Origin of the sequence: Streptomyces sp. NBC_00224 (genome assembly GCF_041435195.1) — a bacterium.
GTDB lineage: Bacteria > Actinomycetota > Actinomycetes > Streptomycetales > Streptomycetaceae > Streptomyces.
Map to the genome: position 1 here is coordinate 5,694,801 of NZ_CP108106.1, position 15,077 is coordinate 5,709,877.

The window sequence follows — 15,077 nt, forward strand, 5'->3', positions numbered from 1 at the left end:
AAACCTCCCTAAGCTGGAGGGATGCGCGGTGAGGGCGAGGGTGTCGGCGGGACCGAGGACGTACGGCTGCGGGCCGTGGTGTCGCTGGCTCAGGCCATGGCGGCGGCCCACACCCCGCGCGAGTCCTGGCGGGCGGCCGCGCTCGGCGCGCGGGACGCGCTCGCCGGGAACTTCGCCGCGCTCTCCACGTGGGAGCGGGAGCTCGGGCGGCTGCGGGTCCTGGTGAACGCGGGCGAACGGGCCGAGGGGGAGGAGGAGTTCCCCGAGGACGAGACGTATCCGGTGCACCAGTTCCCCGAGATCACCGAGTTCCTGCACGAGCGGTGGGCCGGCGGGGGCGAGCCCAACGCCTGGGTGGAGACGGCCGCGGGGCCCGGCGACGCGGCGGGCTACTGCCACGAGCGGGTCACCGCGCTGCGGCGGCGCGGGCGCGGCTGCTGCGTGGTCGCGCCGATCGTGCTGCACGGGCGGGCGTGGGGCGAGCTGTACGTGGCCCGGCCGGTGGGCGCGCCCGTCTTCGACGCGTCCGACGCGGACTTCGCGACCGTCCTGGCGTCGGTGGCGGCGGCCGGGATCGCCCAGACCGAACGCCTGGAGGAGGTCCGCCGCCTCGCCTTCACCGACCCGCTGACGGGCCTGGCCAACCGCAGGGCGGTGGACGTACGCCTGGACGAGGCGGTCGAGAGCCACCGCAGGGACGGCTCGGTGGTGAGCCTGGTGGTGTGCGACCTGAACGGCCTCAAGCGGGTCAACGACACCCGGGGCCACGCGGTCGGCGACCGGCTCCTTGAGCGCTTCGGCTCGGTGCTCTCCCTCTGCGGCGCGAAGCTCCCGGGCGCGCTGGCGGCACGCCTGGGCGGCGACGAGTTCTGCCTCCTCTCGGTGGGCCCGTCACCGGACGACGTCGTCCGGGTGGCGTCCGAACTGTGCCTGCGGGCGGGCGAGTTGGAACTGGGCGAGGGCGTGGCGTGCGGGGTCGCCTCCACGGGCGACCCCATCGGCCCGGTCCGCTCGGCCCGCCGCCTGTTCCGCCTCGCGGACGCGGCCCAGTACCGGGCGAAGGCGGCCCGCTCGACGACGCCGGTGGTGGCGGGGCGGGACGGAGCGGTAATCCAACTCGCGGACACGCCACAGCCGGAACGGGCGGAGCGGAGGCGGTTCCGGGGGAGGGGGTAGGGGGGCCCGGGGTTTGTCTGCGGGTGGGTGGGGGCTGAGCGCGCAGTTCCCCGCGCCCCTTTTTGGCCCGGTGTTTGTCTGCGGGCTGCGTGTGGCTGGTCGCGCCGTTCCCCGCGCCCCTTAGGTATCTCCAGCCCCTCGGGAGTGCGAGGTGCGGGCCCCTTTTAGGGGCGCGGGGAACTGCGCGACCAGCCACAGTCGGCCCGCAGGCGAACGGAGACCCGGGGCGGAGCCCCGTAGCGGGGTGCAGGGGCCGCAGGCCCCGCAACAGGGGTCCGGGGGCGCAGCCCCCGGGAAACGAGCCTCCACCCCCACCCACCCCCGGAGGGTTAAGGGAACGGGGCGGGGTGGGGGACCCGCACTCCACTAGTGACACGCGCCGATTCAATCCGTACGCTGCTGAATATGGATATGCACACTGTCGTGGTGGGGACGTCCGGGACGACCCCGGAGGACGTCGTCGCCGTCGCCCGTCAGGGCGCCCGGGTCGAGCTGTCGGCCGAAGCACTCGACGCCCTCGCCAGGGCCCGAGCGATCGTCGACGCGCTCGCCGCCAAGCCGGAGCCCGTGTACGGCGTCTCCACCGGCTTCGGCGCCCTCGCCAGCCGGCACATCAGCCCGGACCTGCGCGCTCAGCTCCAGCGCAACATCGTGCGCTCGCACGCCGCGGGCATGGGCCCGCGCGTGGAGCGCGAGGTCGTGCGCGCGCTGATGTTCCTGCGGCTGAAGACCGTCGCCTCCGGCCACACCGGCGTACGCCCCTCCGTGGCGCGGACGATGGCGGACATCCTGAACGCCGGCATCACCCCGGTCGTCCACGAGTACGGCTCGCTCGGCTGCTCCGGCGACCTCGCGCCGCTCTCGCACTGTGCCATGACCCTGATGGGCGAGGGCGACGCCGAGGGCCCCGACGGTGTCGTACGGCCCGCGGGCGAGCTGCTCGCCGAGGCCGGCATCGAGCCCGTCGAGCTGCGCGAGAAGGAGGGCCTGGCCCTCCTCAACGGCACCGACGGCATGCTCGGCATGCTGATCATGGCCCTCGCCGACCTCAAGAAGCTCTACACCTCCGCCGACATCACCGCGGCCCTCTCGCTGGAGGCGCTGCTCGGCACCGCCAAGGTGCTCGCGCCCGAGCTGCACGCCATCCGCCCGCACCCCGGCCAGGGCGCCTCCGCCGCCAACATGCTGGCCGTGCTGAAGGGTTCGGGCCTGACCGGGCACTTCCAGCAGGACGAGGCCCCGCGCGTCCAGGACGCGTACTCGGTGCGCTGCGCCCCCCAGGTCGCCGGCGCGGGCCGCGACACCATGGCGTACGCCCTGACCGTCGCCGAGCGCGAGCTCGCCTCGGCCGTCGACAACCCGGTCGTCCTGCCGGACGGGCGCGTGGAGTCCAACGGCAACTTCCACGGCGCCCCGGTCGCCTACGTCCTGGACTTCCTGGCGATCGCCGCCGCCGACCTCGGCTCCATCGCCGAGCGCCGCACCGACCGTCTGCTCGACAAGAACCGCTCGCACGGCCTGCCGCCGTTCCTCGCGGACGACGCCGGCGTCGACTCCGGTCTGATGATCGCCCAGTACACGCAGGCCGCCCTGGTCAGCGAGATGAAGCGGCTGGCCGTGCCCGCCTCCGCCGACTCCATCCCGTCCTCGGCGATGCAGGAGGACCACGTCTCCATGGGCTGGTCGGCCGCCCGCAAGCTGCGCACCGCGATCGACAACCTGACCCGGATCATCGCCGTCGAGATGTACGCGGCGACCCGGGGCATCGAGCTGCGCCACGGCCTCACCGCCGCGCCCGCCTCCCAGGCCGCCATCAAGGCCGCCCGCGAAGCCGGCGTCGGCGGGCCCGGCCCGGACCGCTTCCTCGCCCCCGACCTGGCCGCCGCCGACGCGTTCGTCCGCAGCGGGCAGCTGGTCGCGGCGGTGGAGCCGGTGACCGGCCCGCTGGCCTGACCCACACGCGGTACGCGAAGGGGCGCCCGGGAAGTTCCCGGGCGCCCCTTCGCGTACGTACGCGTACGTCAGTACCGCTGCCGCGCCCGCCGCACCGAGAAGGCGACGAACCCGGCCCCCACGCCCAGGAAGAGCGTGCCGCCGAACAGGTACGGGGACGTGTCCACGGTGCCCGTGTCGGCGAGGGCGAGATCCGCCTGGGTGCCCGGAGCGGCGGCCGTCGAACGGGCCGGGGCCGACGGTGGCTTCCCGTCCGTGGCGTTGGCTGACGGGACGAACCACAGAGCGCAGAGCAGCGAGCCCGCCGCGGTGGCGGTGAGCAGAGGCCGGCGAGCGACGGACACCTAGTCGATCCCCCTTGTGGATACGGCGAATTGGTGGTGTGTGCCGATGCTAGTGAAAGCAGCGGGTCGCAGGAAAGTCGCGGAGGTCCCGAGCCCTACGCTCCGACGCATGACGGCAGAAGAGACACCGCGCTATGTCCGCCTCCGGGTGGATTTGGTACTGGAGATCGACGACCCGGAGGCGCTGACCGGCGCGGCCCTGGAGCGCATCGCGGCGGACGAGCTCCTTCCGGACCAGGAACGCGCGCATGCGCAGTCCGCTGTGCGGGAAGACGAGGCGGAGGCCCTGGCGTATCTGGTCGACCCCTTCGACCTGGTCGCCGAGGTGCCGGGGGTCGAGCTCGCGCAGGCCTCCTGGAGCAGCGAGGAGATCGAGTACGACCCCGACGACGAGGTCTGGGACCTCGACGAGGAAGATGAGAGCGACGAGGAGGACGGAGACGACGGCCCGAGGCCGTGACGTCCGAGGAGCCACGGGGCCGGTTTGTCCGGCCCGGGTGGTGTTTCCCACACCTCCTCCGCAAAAGGAACCACAGCCTCAGTGGCTATGTTGTTCAGTCGATGGCTTGGGGGAGACCGGCAACGATGGAGAAGCGTGTGATAACGGAGAGTAAGCGGCGCAAGAGTCTCGTCGCCGCGTCCGCGGTGCTCGGTGGCGTACTGCTGCTGTCGGCCTGCAACGACGGCGGCGGCAAGGACAAGGGTGCCGACGCCTCGAAGTCGTCGCAGTCCGAGGTCGACAAGGCGGCCGAGAAGGACACCTCCGACGCGAAGATCACCATCACGCCCAAGAACGGCGCCGACAACGTCGGCATCAACAACGACACCAAGGTCTCCGTCGCCGACGGCAAGCTGACCTCGGTCGTCATGACGTCCGTCGAGGGCACGCCGGTCGCGGGCAAGATATCCGCGGACGGGCTGAGCTGGGTGCCGGACAAGCAGCTGAAGCGCTCCGCCAAGTACAAGATCACGGCGACCGCGCAGGACGCGAAGGGCCGCGAGGCGCACGAGAACGCCTCGTTCGCGACCGTCTCGCCCGCCAACAGCTTCGTCGGCAACTTCACGCCGGAGTCCGGCTCCACGGTCGGCGTGGGCATGCCCGTGTCGGTGACCTTCGACAAGGCGATCACCAACAAGAAGGACGTCCAGTCCCACATCACGGTGACCTCCAGCAGCGGCCAGGAGGTCGTCGGGCACTGGTTCGGCGCGCAGCGCCTGGACTTCCGCCCGCAGGACTACTGGAAGTCCGGCTCGACCGTCACCATGAAGCTCGACCTGGACGGTGTCGAGGCCAAGTCGGGCGTCACCGGCGTCCAGGAGAAGACGGTCACCTTCAAGATCGGGCGCAACCAGGTCTCCACGGTCGACGCCCAGACCCACCAGATGACCGTCACGCAGGACGGCAAGACCGTCAAGACGATCCCGATCTCGGCGGGCGCGCCCGACCACAAGACGTACAACGGCACCATGGTGATCTCCGAGAAGTTCAAGGAGACCCGGATGAACGGCGCCACCGTCGGCTTCACGGACGGCGACGGCAAGGGCGAGTACGACATCAAGGACGTCCCGCACGCGATGCGGCTCTCCGCCTCCGGCACGTTCATCCACGGCAACTACTGGGGCGCCAAGTCCATCTTCGGCAGCGCCAACACCAGCCACGGCTGCGTCGGCCTCTCCGACACCAAGGGTGCGGGCGACGCGGGCACCGCGGGTTCCTGGTTCTACGAGCACTCCATCGTCGGTGACGTGGTCGTCGTCAAGAACACCGGCGACAAGACCATCTCGCCCGACAACGGCTTCAGCGACTGGAACATGGGCTGGGCGGCGTGGAAGGCGGGCTCCGCGGTCTGATCCCCCAGCGCGCGACAGCGGCCGCACCCGGAGCCCCGGGTGCGGCCGTTCGCGTTCTCACGGCGGTCGTGACGATCACTGGGAGCGCGTCGGCGGTGTGACGGGGGCCGGGCGGCCGCCGGGACCGGAGGGGTCCGGATCCGGGGCGGCGGCCCAGCTCGCGAGCAGCCGCAGCGAGTCCGCCGAGGGCGAGCCCGGCTCCGCGTAGTACGTCACGAGCGACAGGTCGTGCTCCTCGGGCAGCTTCAGCGTCTCGTACGACAGCGTCAGCTCGCCCACCACCGGGTGGTGGAGCCGCTTGGTGCCGTGGCCCTTCTGGCGGACGGTGTGGGCGGCCCACAGCGTACGGAACTCGTCGCTCTTCACCGAGAGCTCGCCCACCAGCGCCGTGAGCAGCGGGTCGTCCGGGTAGCAGCCCGCGCACAGCCGCAGCACGCCCACCACCTCGGCCGCCTTGTCCTGCCAGTCGATGTACCGCTCGCGGGCGGTCGGGTCGAGGAAGACATGGCGGGCGAAGTTCCGCTCCTCCGCCGGGAGTTCGACGAAGTCGCCGATCAGGGCGGCGGCCATCCGGTTCCAGGCGAGCAGGTCGAGCCGGCGGCCCAGGATGTACGCCGGGACCGCCTCCATCGAGTCGATCAGATGGTGCAACTGCGGCCGCACCGCCGCCTGCCGCCCGGCCTTCTTCTTCTTTGTCGCCGTCGGCTTGGCCAGGTGGGTGAGGTGCTGCTGCTCGGCGTCGGTCAGCCGCAGCGCCCGGGCGATCGCGTCGAGCACCTCGGCCGACACGTTCTGCCCGTTCCCCTGCTCCAGACGCGTGTAGTACGCGACCGACACCCCGGCCAGCTGGGCCAGCTCCTCCCGGCGCAGCCCGGGCACCCGGCGGTGCCGCCCGAAGTCGGGCAGGCCCACGTCCCCGGGCTTGAGCCGGGCCCGGCGGGAGCGGAGGAATTCGCTGAGTTCGGCACGCTGGTCCATGACAACCCAGTATCCGCCGTCGTACGACCGTGAGCCTGACCCTGTCAGTAGTACGCACGGCAGGCGTACGCACGGCGGACGTACGAAGGCCAGGGGGCTGGGTGGCGGGCGGCGGCTGCGGCACCGTGGACGGCGTACCCGACAATCCCGAGGAGTCAAGGCAATGACCACCGTCGCCGCCTACGCCGCCCCCGCCGCCAAGGCCCCGCTGGAGCGCACCACCATCGAGCGCCGCGCCGTCGGCACGCACGACATCCTGATCGAGATCAAGTACGCCGGCATCTGCCACTCCGACATCCACCAGGCCCGCGAGGGCTGGGGCGAGGCCATCTTCCCGATGGTCCCGGGCCACGAGATCGCCGGTGTGGTCACCGAGGTGGGCTCCGGCGTCACCAAGTACTCCGTCGGCGACCGGGTCGGCGTCGGCTGCTTCGTCGACTCCTGCGGCGAGTGCGCGCAGTGCGTGGCCGGGCAGGAGCAGTTCTGCGCCCAGGCCGTCGGCACGTACAACGCCGTCGGCCGGGACGGCGAGCCCACCTACGGCGGCTACTCCACCCACGTCGTCGTCTCCGAGCGCTTCGCGGTCCGCATCCCCGACGCCCTTTCCCTGGACGTGGCGGCGCCGCTCCTCTGCGCCGGAATCACCCTCTACTCGCCGCTCAAGCGCTGGCAGGCGGGCCCCGGCAAGAAGGTCGCGATCCTGGGCCTCGGCGGCCTCGGCCACATGGGCGTCAAGATCGCGCACGCGCTCGGCGCCGAGGTGACCGTGCTCAGCCAGACGCTGCGCAAGCAGGAGGACGGCCTGAAGCTGGGCGCCGACCACTTCCACGCCACCAGCGACCCGAAGACCTTCGAGCAGCTCGCGGGCTCCCTCGACCTGATCGTCTCCACGGTCTCGGCCCCGCTGGACCTCGGCGCCTACCTCGGTCTCCTGAAGCCCGGCGGCGCCCTGGTGAACGTCGGCGCCCCCGAGGAGCCCAACGCGCTCAACATGTTCGGCCTCATCGGCGGCAACAAGATCCTGGCCGGTTCGATGATCGGCGGCATCGCGGAGACCCAGGAAATGCTGGACTTCTGCGCCGAGCACGGCCTGGGCTCGGAGATCGAGCTGATCCGCGCGGACCAGGTGAACGAGGCGTACGAGCGGGTGCTGGCGAGCGATGTGCGGTACCGGTTCGTGATCGACACGGCGACGATCTGACGGGTTGGCGGTGGGGGTGGTCGATTACCCGCCGGGTAATCGACCACCCCCACCGCCCCCGGCAGGATCAAGGCATCCCAACGGCAATCGTTGACCCGGAGGCTGTCATGACCGCTGACGCCATAGCCCACCTGCACCCCACCGAAGGCCCCGTCCCCGAGGAGGTCTTCGTCTACATGGAGCGCGTCCAGGACACGCTGGCCCCCTTCGGCGGCCGGTTCCTGGTCCACGGGACGACGGTGGAGGTACGCGAGGGCGCCTGGCCGGGCGCCGTGGTCATGGTCGCCTTCCCGGGGATGGCGGAGGCCCGTTCCTGGTACGAGTCCCCCGCGTACCAGGAACTCCTCCCCCTCCGCACGGACCACATCCCGGGCGACCTGGTCCTAGTGGACGGGGTGGACCCGGACTACGAGGCGGCGCAGACGGCGAGGCGCTTCAGGGAGGCACAGGCGTCCGGCGTCTAGGGGGCGCGGGGCTTGTGCCGTTGTGCGGCTCCACCGTGGTGGCTTTGAGGGGCGCGGGGAACGGCGAGACCAGCCACGCACGGTCCGCAGGCGACCGGGGGTTTGGGGGCGCGGGGAACTGCGCGACCAGCTACAGACAACCCGCACCCGTATCCACCGCCCCCCGGAGGGATCGGCGGGGAACTGCGCGTCAGCCACAGACAACCCGCACTCGAAGTCACCGCCCCCCGAACCCGCACCGCCCTCAACATCCGCCCCCGCGGGGCCACCGGTAAGCCGAATCCAAGCGGTACACCCCCGCCCGCGGCACCGTGAGCCGGGTCCACTCCCCGTCGCGCGCCACGCACGCCCCCCCATCCGCCCGCAGCCAGGGCGAATAGGCGATCCGGACCGTCGCAGACCCCGCCCCCGGCATCCGGACGACCAGCTGAGCGTCATCCCCCCGCACCACCACCCCCGGCGCGGACACCAGCGGCACCGCATCCCGTACCCGGTACACGGTCCAGTGCGCGTCCCCCCACACCCGCTCCAGCCACGGCGGCCCGCTGCGCACGAGCGCGGCCTCGGCCGTGGCGGGCCCGTCCGGCAGCCCGTCGTGGAGGGCGACGAGGCCGACGGCCCAACGGTCGAGCCAGGCCCGGTACGCGGCCGGCGAGAACGACCCGTCGTAGAAGAGACGCCCGCGCTCCACGTCCAACTGCCGGTTCCACCCACGCGCGTTGTTGACGTCCGCGCCGAGCACCGCGGCCTCGCGGTGATTGCGCGCGGGGACCACTTCGACGCGGGTCCGGTCGGCTCCGAGCCGACGCAGCTCACCGACGAGCCCGTCGGTATGCGACGCCCACGCGGGCGTGACGGTGGAGACCCCGGTGTCGTCGAGCGTCTTGTCGCGCAGCCAGTTGACGGAGATGAGCAGCACCACGGCCAGCACGACCCGCCGCGTCCTGTCGAGCCCGGGCGCGAGGAGCGCGGCGAGCAGGACGGGCGGCCCGGCAAGCCCGACGAGCCGCTCCACGTTCGAGCCGATCGGTGAGGCGACGACGTACGTGAGGACGACGCCCACCGCGTACACGGCGGACCCGGCGCGGACCACCCGCCACGTACGGGACGCGGGCGCGGCCAGCAGCAGCGCGGCGCAGACGCCGAGCGGCAGCCACAGCTTGCCCAGCTGCATGGGCTGTTCGCCCCCGAAGGGGAAGAGGAGGGTGGTGGCCGCGACGATCACACACGGCGGCACGCTCAGGGCGGCGGCCTTGCGCCACTGCCGGTCCAGACCGTACGCGGCGCCGACGACGAGCAGGAAGAGTCCGGCGACGGGGCTGGCCATGGTGGCGAGAGCAGTGCTCACGCATGCGAGCAGCAGTCTGGTTCTGGAGCGGCGCACCGACCCATCACCGAGAGCAGCGCTCTCCATTCGGTCCGGCCCGACCGCCCCCATCGGCCCCTGCACCAGCAGACAGGCCGCAAGCGCGAACGCGATCCCCACCGCGAACGTCGTACGCCCCGACACGACGTTGCACCACAGCGCCGCCGCCGCGAGCAGCGCGGGCGACACCCCCCGCCACGCCCCGTCGCCCCCGAGCCGCCCGCCCCGCGCACCCTCCGCCCGTACGAAGAGCAGCGCCATCAGCCACGTACTGGAGACACCCGCCACCACCGACACCGTGCGTACCCCGAACGCCGCCATCAGCCACGGCGTCAGCAGGCTGTAGTTGGCGGTGTGCGTGCCGCCGTACCAGGACAGGTTGTACGCGGACCCCGGGTGCCGGGCCGCGAAGCCGGCCCAGGCGAGCTGGGCCGCGAGGTCGCCGCCGCCGGTCGCGAGGACGAGCGCCCACACCGCGTACAGCGGAAGGACTGTCAGCGTCGCGACCGCGGGCACGCGCCACCGCGGTCGCAGCCACCTCCCGCGCAGTGGCGAGACGGCTATGTCGCTGGCGGTGTCGGTCCGCAGGTCCTGGCTGATGCCCACCCGGCCCACCCTAAAGCGGGCCCGGCGACGCAACACAGCGGGCGATTGTCAGACCCCCTCCCTACGCTCAAAGGCATGATCACCACACTCGCCGTCGAGAACTACCGGTCGCTGCGGCACCTCGTCGTGCCCCTCGACCGCCTCAACGTGGTGACGGGCGCCAACGGCACCGGCAAATCGTCCCTGTACCGGGCGCTGCGGCTGCTCGCGGACTCCGCGCGCGGGGGTGCGGTCGCCGCTCTCGCGCGCGAGGGCGGGCTGCCGTCGACGCTGTGGGCGGGCCCGGAGAAGGCGAGCCACGCGGTCCGCGAGGGACTGCGCCCGCTCCAGGGCACGGTGCGCACCGAACCGGTGAGCCTGCGGCTCGGGTTCGCGGGGGACGAGTTCGGTTACGCGGTGGACTTCGGGCACCCCGGGGGCGCGGCGGGCGACCCCGCCTCCCTCTTCACGCTCGACCCGGAAATCAAGCGCGAGGCGATCTGGCGCGGCCCGGTGCTGCGCCCGGCGGCGGTGCTCTCCGAACGGGCGGGCCCGGCGGTGAAGATGCGTGCGGCGGACGGCACTTGGCACCGCTCGTCGGGCGAGATCCGGCCGTACGACTCGATGCTGGGCGAACTGGCCGACCCGCAGCGGGCGCCGGACGTGCTGGCGGTGCGCGAGCAGATCCGCGCCTGGCGCTTCTACGACCACGTGCGCACCGACGCGCACGCGCCCGCGCGCGGGACGCACATCGGCACCCGTACCCCGGTCCTGAGCGGCGACGGCGCGGACCTCGCCGCCGCGCTCCAGACGATCCGGGAGATCGGGGACCGGGAGGCGCTGGACGGGGCGGTGGACGCGGCGTTCCCCGGCAGCCGGGTGGAGATCGACCTGGTGGGCGGCCGTCTGGAACTCCGGCTCCGCCAGCACGGGTTGCTCCGCCCCCTGACGGCGGCGGAGCTCTCCGACGGCACCCTGCGCTATCTGCTCTGGGTGGCCGCGCTGCTGACCCCGCGCCCGCCGGCCCTGATGGTCCTCAACGAGCCGGAGACGAGCCTGCACCCGGACCTCCTGGCACCCTTGGCCGACCTGATCCGTACGGCGGCGGCCCACACCCAGCTGGTGGTGGTCACCCACGCCCGTCCCCTCGCCCAGGCCCTGTCGCCCCGGGCGAACGTCATAGAGCTGGTGAAGGAGTTCGGCCGCACGGTGGTGGAGGGCCAGGGAATGCTGGACGAGCCGCTTTGGCATTGGCCGAAGAGGTGAGCAGGGGGACTCACCCGGCGGCGGGCGGGAAGCAACGCGCCCGGAACGCTCAAGGCGCCCCGGCCGCGACGGCTTCCGCGATCCTCACGGCCACGTGTGCCGGGACCATACCGATGTCCACCCAAGGTGTGCCCCTGCCACTCACGGTGGGCCGCAGCCGAATGGTCTGCCCCTCGGGCACCCCGAGCCCCTCAAGGGCCACCTTCAATGCCTGGGTGGCCTCCTCGGCCCGGTCCCAGCCGCCGCGCCATTCATGCATCTCCATCAGTGCGCCGCCTCTCGATGCTGACGCAACTCCACATTGCGGTCGGAGACTGCGCTGCAGTCACCCCGTGAGCGCGCATTCTCTCGCGCGACCACGCAGGACAGGCAATGGGAACAGCCGGGTACGGCAGAGGGCTCGGCCGGTAGTTCCGTCAGTCCGTATCTCTGTGGTTGCTGCGTCTTCATGTGGCCTCCCCGCCGTTCTCTCTGACACGGCAATGATCCACCCGGCCATAACGGCAGCCCAGCTTCATTCATGTTGTGGACTAAAGATCAGCACGGCAAGCCGCCGACCACGCCCGCAACTTCCCCCTGGCCGCTTCATCAAAGAGGGCTCGCTCTTCGTATCGGGCGAACTCGTCGAGATAGGTCCTGATATCCCGTGCGTCCCTGAAAACTATTGATCCAGTGGTCAGCTCGGCCGTGACCATTCTGTCGTCATAGATAGTGAACGTATTCAATGGGAGTCCTGGCGTGTGTGTACCGACAGGGATGACTCCCAGCCGCACATTCGGCAGGTGAGTAAGTGAGGTCAGCCGGTCAATCTGTACGGCCATGGCGTGAGGGGCGACAAGCGGGAACCGTACGGCTTGCTCGGTCAGGATGAACGTAAACCGTTTCGACGTGTCATAGAGAATCTGCTGGCGCTCCAATTTTCCCGCGAGAGCCTTGCTGGTATCGGCTGGTGAATGGGCCAAGCTGGCCCGGACGTATTCCGGAGTAGCAAGTAGGCCGGTGATCAGTGACAGCAGGAAGTACCGCATGTGCCCGGAGGAGGCTTCCAGCGCCTTCAGCTCCGCCTGCCGAGTCCCCAGCCCTGCGCGTCGCAGACTTCGCAGGTTCCGCCACTCGGTGTTTGCGAGCCGAGCCAGGGACATGGCCCGGTCGATTGCTTCCGGTGGAGCGTCAACGCTTCTCAGATACTGCTCTACGTCCACGATGGACGGTCGCACCCTGGCGTTCTCGATCCGGCTCACCTTGGACTGAGAGATATTCATGCGCTTGGCAAGCCGGTCCCCGGAGAGGCCGGCCGCTTTACGCAGTCCTTTCAGCGTCGCCGCCAACTCTTCTGTGGACTGGCCAAGCTGTTCAGGCTCGAACGTCACCCGCTCACGTACTCCGAGAAGGGCGCCGACTCGGCTACCGCGATGCGATGGTACTCGATGAACGGCGCGGGATCGCCCTCGTACAGTTGGCGACTGATCTGCTTGCCATCCGGCTCGTAGTTCATGAGCACGACCGTAGATCGATCGAAGAGCCAGAAATCCTGAACGTCGACCAATGGGTTCTCTCGGTCGGTCACATCAAGGATGCGGATATCCTCTCCGGCCAACACGTGAGGCTCGTAGTATCGAGAGAACTCAAACCGCAGATACTCGGAGAGCGGACGAGTAAGGATACGGACGCGTCGGTTCATCCTGCCTTCCGCGCGCTGCTTCTTGATTCGCTCGGTGTAGCTGGACCTGTAGGACTGAGGGTCGATTCGCTTGCCATCCCTGAATGCCTGGATCTCTGCCTCTTCCTGTGGCATCAGGTATTGCGGAAGTGTTTCGAGTCGCCAGGCTTCCGTGCGGAAGTCGCGGAACATTGCCCGCCACTCATCACCATCCAAGAGCACGCACGGCCTCCCGCAGTACCTCTTCCGGGATCTCTACGAGCCCTTCCCCGACCGGTGGCGTGAACGCTTGGGAGAGGTCGCCCTGGACGACGATGGATCCGGAGGCGGTGCGGTAGACATTCGGGCAGTCCTCTTCTCCGCACGGCCCGCCGTTCCCGTTGCCGGTGAGCCGGGTCAGTTCTTCACGCGCCATTGCCAAACCCCCTGTGCTGGGACCCTGGTTGGGCCTGTTCACCACGACGGTACGAGGGGCGGGCACGGCCGTCCATGCGCGGACGTGACTATGCGCGTCTTGGCATAAACCCGTATCGCACGCATGGGTCGGACCCCAGACGATGAGGGAAGCTGGGGGCATGGACGAACTGATCACGCAGGCGACGTCCGCAGACGAGCGCAACAGGGGACCGGCCGTCGCCGTCCTCCCCGTGGGCAGCTTCGAGCAGCACGGCGACCATCTCCCACTGATCACGGACACGGCGATCGCCTGCCTGATCGCGAAGCGGATCGCGGACGATCACGATCTCTTCCTCTTGCCACCGATCACGATCTCCTGCTCCCACGAGCACGCGTCGATGGCAGGCACGGTCAGCATCAGCGCAGCGACGCTGTACGCGATGGTCAACGACATCTGGCGCTCACTGAAGGCATCAGGCGTTCCCGGTCTGCTCGTCGTCAACGGCCACGGCGGCAACTACGTCCTGTCCAACGTCGCCCAGGAACTCAACGTCGACGGCCCGCGAGTCGCCCTGTTCCCCGTCTCGGAGGACCGAGTCCGCGCCCGCGCTGACGCCGGGCTGGAGAGCACCGGAGCGGAGGACATGCACGGCGGAGAGTTCGAGGTCTCGCTCCTTTTGTACGGCGCACCCCACCTCGTACGCGAAGGCATTGAGCAGGACGACCACGCAGCCCCGAGCCGTCCTCATCTGCTGACCCTGGGCATGGCCGGATACACGACGAACGGCATCATCGGCCAGCCGTCCCTGGCGAGCGCGGCCAAGGGCAAGGCGATCTTGGACAGCTTCTCGGAGTCCGCCCGCGCTCACCTTGCCGTTATCGGCCGCCGCTGACCTGTGGCCCCCGCTCAACCCTCCGCCCGCGCCACCCCGATCGGGCACGAAACCCCAGTCCCCCCGATCCCGCAGTACCCGCCAGGGTTCTTGTCGAGGTACTGCTGGTGATAAGCCTCGGCCGGGTAGAAGGCGCGTCCCTCCGCCGGCAGGATCGTCGTCGTGATCTCGTTGTGGCCCGAGGCCGTCAGGACCTTCTGGTAGGACTCGCGGGACGCGGTCGCCGCCGAGGCCTGGGGGGCGGTGTGGGTGTAGATCGCGGAGCGGTACTGGGTGCCCACGTCGTTGCCCTGGCGGAAGCCCTGCGTGGGGTTGTGGGATTCCCAGAAGAGCTTCAGGAGGGTGGAGTACGGGACGACCGACGGGTCGTAGACCACGCGGACCGCTTCCGTGTGGCCCGTCAGGCCCGAGCAGACCTCGTCGTACGTGGGGTTCTGCGTGTAGCCGCCCTGGTAGCCGACCAGGGTCGTCCAGACGCCCTCCGTCTGCCAGAACTTGCGCTCGGCGCCCCAGAAGCAGCCCAGGCCGAAGTCCGCGATCTCCAGGCCCTCGGGGTAGGGGCCGAGCAGCGGGTTGCCCAGGACCGTGTGGCGGTCGGGGACGGTGAATTCCGGCTCGGGGCGGCCCTTGAGGGCCTCCTCGGGCTTGGGGAGGACGGGCGTGCGGCTGTTCAGGAACATGCTGGGGCTCCTCGGCCAGGGTGGCGGCGCGGCGGCGGCGACGGTTCGGGTCCACCCTTTGCAACGTTTCGGGGCGGGGCCGGATTCCCAGCGGCCTCACCCCGCAAGCCCCCGGGCCTCACCCCGCAAGCCCCCGGGCCCCACCCCGCAAGCCCCCGGGCCCCACCCCGCAAGCCCCCGGCTCCACTCCGCAAGCCCCCGGCTCCACTCCGCAAGCCCCCGGCTCCACCCCGCAAGCCCCCGAGCCCCACCCCGAACGCCCCA

The 15,077-nt window shown here is 70.6% G+C and carries 16 protein-coding genes; 8 read left to right on the forward strand and 8 right to left on the reverse strand.

The window, feature by feature from the left end; genetic code table 11:
* Window positions 1-21 precede the first annotated feature (21 nt).
* Together OG965_RS25500 and hutH are read left to right on the forward strand one after the other, a co-directional pair.
* Entirely contained in the window at window positions 22-1,176 is a 1,155-nt protein-coding gene (locus OG965_RS25500) for a diguanylate cyclase domain-containing protein (protein WP_371654376.1), read from the forward strand.
* Between the two features lie 411 nt (window positions 1,177-1,587).
* Complete coding sequence (gene hutH / locus OG965_RS25505) at window positions 1,588-3,129, forward strand: histidine ammonia-lyase (RefSeq protein WP_371657057.1); 1,542 nt, start codon at window positions 1,588-1,590, stop codon at window positions 3,127-3,129.
* Between the two features lie 68 nt (window positions 3,130-3,197).
* Here hutH and OG965_RS25510 read toward each other — a convergent pair whose 3' ends face one another.
* A complete protein-coding gene (locus tag OG965_RS25510; protein WP_371654377.1) occupies window positions 3,198-3,473 on the reverse strand; it encodes a hypothetical protein in 276 nt (91 codons plus the stop codon).
* A gap of 109 nt (window positions 3,474-3,582) precedes the next feature.
* Here OG965_RS25510 and OG965_RS25515 point away from each other — a divergent pair, with 109 nt between their 5' ends.
* The gene (locus OG965_RS25515; RefSeq protein WP_371654378.1) at window positions 3,583-3,933 is read left to right on the forward strand and encodes a hypothetical protein; all 351 of its coding nucleotides are present in this window, start codon (window positions 3,583-3,585) and stop codon (window positions 3,931-3,933) included.
* Between the two features lie 125 nt (window positions 3,934-4,058).
* Entirely contained in the window at window positions 4,059-5,324 is a 1,266-nt protein-coding gene (locus OG965_RS25520) for an Ig-like domain-containing protein (protein ID WP_371654379.1), read from the forward strand.
* Between the two features lie 75 nt (window positions 5,325-5,399).
* Here OG965_RS25520 and OG965_RS25525 read toward each other — a convergent pair whose 3' ends face one another.
* Window positions 5,400-6,302, reverse strand: a complete 903-nt coding sequence (locus OG965_RS25525) for a helix-turn-helix domain-containing protein (RefSeq protein ID WP_371654380.1) — start codon at window positions 6,300-6,302, stop codon at window positions 5,400-5,402.
* A 163-nt stretch (window positions 6,303-6,465) separates the two neighbouring features.
* Here OG965_RS25525 and OG965_RS25530 point away from each other — a divergent pair, with 163 nt between their 5' ends.
* Window positions 6,466-7,503: an NAD(P)-dependent alcohol dehydrogenase gene (locus OG965_RS25530; RefSeq protein ID WP_371654381.1), complete on the forward strand. Its 1,038-nt coding sequence runs from the start codon at window positions 6,466-6,468 to the stop codon at window positions 7,501-7,503.
* A 107-nt stretch (window positions 7,504-7,610) separates the two neighbouring features.
* Entirely contained in the window at window positions 7,611-7,967 is a 357-nt protein-coding gene (locus OG965_RS25535; protein ID WP_371654382.1) for a DUF1330 domain-containing protein, read from the forward strand.
* A gap of 244 nt (window positions 7,968-8,211) precedes the next feature.
* On the opposite strand, the gene OG965_RS25540 is transcribed toward OG965_RS25535, so the two are convergent.
* Window positions 8,212-9,849 (reverse strand): hypothetical protein, encoded by a 1,638-nt coding sequence (locus OG965_RS25540; RefSeq protein WP_371657058.1) that lies wholly within the window; start codon window positions 9,847-9,849, stop codon window positions 8,212-8,214.
* Window positions 9,850-10,014: 165 nt separating this feature from the next.
* Between OG965_RS25540 and OG965_RS25545 the strand changes: the two genes are divergently transcribed.
* Window positions 10,015-11,184, forward strand: coding sequence for an AAA family ATPase (locus tag OG965_RS25545; RefSeq protein WP_371654383.1), 1,170 nt, complete (start codon window positions 10,015-10,017; stop codon window positions 11,182-11,184).
* Window positions 11,185-11,233: 49 nt separating this feature from the next.
* Here the strand turns inward: OG965_RS25545 and OG965_RS25550 are convergent, their stop codons facing one another.
* The 4 genes from OG965_RS25550 to OG965_RS25565 form a co-directional block, all read right to left on the reverse strand.
* A complete protein-coding gene (locus tag OG965_RS25550; protein WP_371654384.1) occupies window positions 11,234-11,449 on the reverse strand; it encodes a hypothetical protein in 216 nt (71 codons plus the stop codon).
* 265 nt (window positions 11,450-11,714) lie between these two features.
* Window positions 11,715-12,554, reverse strand: a complete 840-nt coding sequence (locus tag OG965_RS25555; protein ID WP_371654385.1) for a helix-turn-helix domain-containing protein — start codon at window positions 12,552-12,554, stop codon at window positions 11,715-11,717.
* Complete coding sequence (locus OG965_RS25560) at window positions 12,551-13,066, reverse strand: DUF6879 family protein (RefSeq protein ID WP_371654386.1); 516 nt, start codon at window positions 13,064-13,066, stop codon at window positions 12,551-12,553. The genes OG965_RS25555 and OG965_RS25560 overlap by 4 nt, the downstream gene beginning before the upstream one ends.
* Window positions 13,050-13,259 (reverse strand): hypothetical protein, encoded by a 210-nt coding sequence (locus OG965_RS25565; RefSeq protein ID WP_371654387.1) that lies wholly within the window; start codon window positions 13,257-13,259, stop codon window positions 13,050-13,052. Before OG965_RS25565 ends, OG965_RS25560 begins: the two co-directional genes overlap by 17 nt.
* Window positions 13,260-13,419: 160 nt before the next feature.
* Here OG965_RS25565 and OG965_RS25570 point away from each other — a divergent pair, with 160 nt between their 5' ends.
* Window positions 13,420-14,133 carry a creatininase family protein gene (locus OG965_RS25570; RefSeq protein ID WP_371654388.1) on the forward strand — a complete coding sequence of 238 codons (714 nt, stop codon included), beginning with the start codon at window positions 13,420-13,422 and terminating at the stop codon, window positions 14,131-14,133.
* A gap of 14 nt (window positions 14,134-14,147) precedes the next feature.
* Here the strand turns inward: OG965_RS25570 and msrA are convergent, their stop codons facing one another.
* Window positions 14,148-14,813 (reverse strand): peptide-methionine (S)-S-oxide reductase MsrA, encoded by a 666-nt coding sequence (gene msrA, locus OG965_RS25575; RefSeq protein WP_371654389.1) that lies wholly within the window; start codon window positions 14,811-14,813, stop codon window positions 14,148-14,150.
* Between the last annotated feature and the right edge of the window lie 264 nt (window positions 14,814-15,077).

Excerpts from the sequence above, each read along its gene's own strand:
- OG965_RS25520 (WP_371654379.1), top strand. The coding sequence starts at position 4,059 with ATGGAGAAGCGTGTGATAACGGAGAGTAAGCGGCGCAAGAGTCTCGTC.
- OG965_RS25565 (WP_371654387.1), bottom strand. The coding sequence starts at position 13,259 with ATGGCGCGTGAAGAACTGACCCGGCTCACCGGCAACGGGAACGGCGGG.
- OG965_RS25500 (WP_371654376.1), top strand. The coding sequence starts at position 22 with ATGCGCGGTGAGGGCGAGGGTGTCGGCGGGACCGAGGACGTACGGCTG.
- OG965_RS25570 (WP_371654388.1), top strand. The coding sequence starts at position 13,420 with ATGGACGAACTGATCACGCAGGCGACGTCCGCAGACGAGCGCAACAGG.
- OG965_RS25545 (WP_371654383.1), top strand. The coding sequence starts at position 10,015 with ATGATCACCACACTCGCCGTCGAGAACTACCGGTCGCTGCGGCACCTC.
- OG965_RS25530 (WP_371654381.1), top strand. The coding sequence starts at position 6,466 with ATGACCACCGTCGCCGCCTACGCCGCCCCCGCCGCCAAGGCCCCGCTG.
- hutH (WP_371657057.1), top strand. The coding sequence starts at position 1,588 with ATGCACACTGTCGTGGTGGGGACGTCCGGGACGACCCCGGAGGACGTC.
- OG965_RS25535 (WP_371654382.1), top strand. The coding sequence starts at position 7,611 with ATGACCGCTGACGCCATAGCCCACCTGCACCCCACCGAAGGCCCCGTC.
- OG965_RS25550 (WP_371654384.1), bottom strand. The coding sequence starts at position 11,449 with ATGGAGATGCATGAATGGCGCGGCGGCTGGGACCGGGCCGAGGAGGCC.
- OG965_RS25515 (WP_371654378.1), top strand. The coding sequence starts at position 3,583 with ATGACGGCAGAAGAGACACCGCGCTATGTCCGCCTCCGGGTGGATTTG.
- OG965_RS25525 (WP_371654380.1), bottom strand. The coding sequence starts at position 6,302 with ATGGACCAGCGTGCCGAACTCAGCGAATTCCTCCGCTCCCGCCGGGCC.
- msrA (WP_371654389.1), bottom strand. The coding sequence starts at position 14,813 with ATGTTCCTGAACAGCCGCACGCCCGTCCTCCCCAAGCCCGAGGAGGCC.